The sequence below is a fragment of the Paraeggerthella hongkongensis genome (assembly GCF_003726035.1).
GTDB lineage: Bacteria > Actinomycetota > Coriobacteriia > Coriobacteriales > Eggerthellaceae > Paraeggerthella > Paraeggerthella hongkongensis.
Genome location: NZ_QICD01000050.1, coordinates 1 through 2,105 on the forward strand (window position 1 = coordinate 1; position 2,105 = coordinate 2,105).

A 2,105-nucleotide genomic window follows, 5' to 3' on the forward strand; every position below is an offset into this window, starting at 1 on the left:
GATGGGGGAGTGGCTGTGCTCGCAAGCGAGGGGATTGTCGCCGGGTGCGTCGAGGTGGCGGAAGCGGGGGCTTCCGACGCGAATACGAGCAAACCGCTCGACGAAAAGTCTGATAATGGCGGTTATGGAAACGTGAGCGTTGGGGTCGGGGATGAGGGCGGCGCAGGGGCGGTAAAAGATGACGCCAAACCTCTTCGATCGATATCCGCAAAGTCGTTCGGCTACCGCTTTGTAAAGCGTGCGTTCGATATCGTGTTCTCCCTTTGCGTCATCGCGGTCGGCTTCGCTCCGGTCGCGCTACTCTGCTTGATCGTTTGCCTGGAGTCGCCGGGCTCGCCGATCTACCTCCAACAGCGTGTCGGCCACTACGGAGTGCCCTTACGCATCCTCAAGCTCCGTACCATGGTCGCCGATTCCGAAGACGTCGAGAAGTACTTGAGCCCCGAACAGCTTGCGCAGTGGAAGAGCGAGCGCAAGGTGGATTGCGACCCTCGAGTCACGCGCGTCGGGGCCCTGCTACGGAAAACGTCGCTCGATGAGTTGCCGCAGTTCCTCAACGTCCTCGCCGGATCCATGAGCGTCGTGGGACCCCGCCCCGTGGTAGAGGACGAGCTTGCGGCGTACGGCGACGATCTGCGCACGTTCCTGAGCGCGAAACCTGGTATCACCGGTTGGTGGCAAGTTCAGGCTCGCAATGATGCAACCTACGAGGACGGCAGCCGCCAAGAGCTGGAGCTGTATTACGTACGGCACGCGAGCTTGGCTCTCGATGCGAGGGTGATCGCGGGGACGGTTTGCTCCATTTTCAAAGGGACGGGCAAATGACCAGGGCGATCAGCTTCGTCGTCCCAACTTTGAACGCCGGTGCCGAGATCGACGGCCTTTTTGACGCGCTGGATCGCCAGACCGTCGAAATCGACGAGATCCTGGTAGTCGACTCCTCGTCCGAAGACGACACGATTGAAATAGCGGCACGACGCGGTGCGCGCACTATCTCCATCCCTCGTTCCGATTTCGACCACGGAGGGACGAGGCATGAGGCGCTGACGATGACGTCGGGGGATCTCGTTCTGTTCCTTACTCAGGACGCCCTGCCCGCAGACCGGTTCTACGTCGAGAGGCTCATCGCGCCTTTCGGGGACGAAGAGGTCGCCATGGCTTCGGGACGCCAGATCCCGAAGCCCGACGCCAGGCGCTTCGAGCAGCTGGTAAGAGGGTTCAACTACCCGGAAGAGGCCAACGTCAGATCTTTGAAGGACGTCGAAGCCCTTGGGATAAAGGCGTTCTTCGCTTCCGACGCGTGTTCGGCATATCGTCGATCCGCGTACGAAGCTTGCGGAGGATTTCCGAGGCCGTGCAATACGAACGAAGACATGCTCATGGCCGCCAGGTTCATCAAATCAGGACGGAGGGTCGCTTACGCCGCCGATGCCCGTGTCCTTCATTCCCACAACCTAACCCTGCTCGAGCAGTTTCGCAGGAATCGCGAAGTGGGCGTGTTTCTCGAACGATGCAAAGACGACCTTCTGGGAGCAAGCGAGATCGGCGAGGGAAGTCGACTGGTGAAGGCCGTAATGAGCCAGCTCGCCGCGGAAAGGGAGTTCCGCGAATGCGGCGCTTTCTGCTTGGACTGCGCAGCCAGAATCGCCGGGAACCGGTTGGGCCGCGCGAGGGCGAGAAGGCAGATGAACGAGGAGCATCTATGAAAGGCATCATACTCGCAGGCGGGTCGGGCACGCGCCTGTACCCGCTGACCACGGTCACGAGCAAGCAGCTTCTGCCCGTGTACGACAAGCCGATGATCTACTATCCGCTGTCGGTGCTCATGATGGCGGGCATCCGAGAGATCCTGATCATCTCGACGCCCCAGGACCTGCCCAACTTCGAGCGCCTGCTCAAGGACGGGTCGGACTACGGCGTAAGCCTGTCCTACGCCGAGCAGCCCTCGCCCGACGGCCTGGCGCAGGCCTTCGTCATAGGCGAGGAGTTCGTCGGCGGCGACAGCTGCGCGCTCGTCCTGGGCGACAACATCTTCTACGGCAACGGCCTGGGCCGCCATCTGCGCGCCGCGGTCGAGCGCGCCGAGACCACGGGCGGCGCCACCG

At 61.9% G+C, this 2,105-nt stretch carries 3 protein-coding genes; all 3 read left to right on the plus strand.

Annotated features, from left to right (window positions below; all coding sequences use genetic code 11):
* The first annotated feature begins 9 nt into the window (after positions 1 to 9).
* A complete protein-coding gene (locus DMP08_RS12235) occupies positions 10 to 825 on the plus strand; it encodes a sugar transferase (RefSeq protein WP_244596988.1) in 816 nt (271 codons plus the stop codon).
* Positions 822 to 1,706 carry a glycosyltransferase family 2 protein gene (locus DMP08_RS12240; protein ID WP_123193150.1) on the plus strand — a complete coding sequence of 295 codons (885 nt, stop codon included), beginning with the start codon at positions 822 to 824 and terminating at the stop codon, positions 1,704 to 1,706. Before DMP08_RS12235 ends, DMP08_RS12240 begins: the two co-directional genes overlap by 4 nt.
* On the plus strand, positions 1,703 to 2,105 hold a 403-nt coding region (locus tag DMP08_RS12245; RefSeq protein WP_153071025.1), incomplete at its 3' end, for a sugar nucleotidyltransferase. The genes DMP08_RS12240 and DMP08_RS12245, both read left to right, overlap by 4 nt.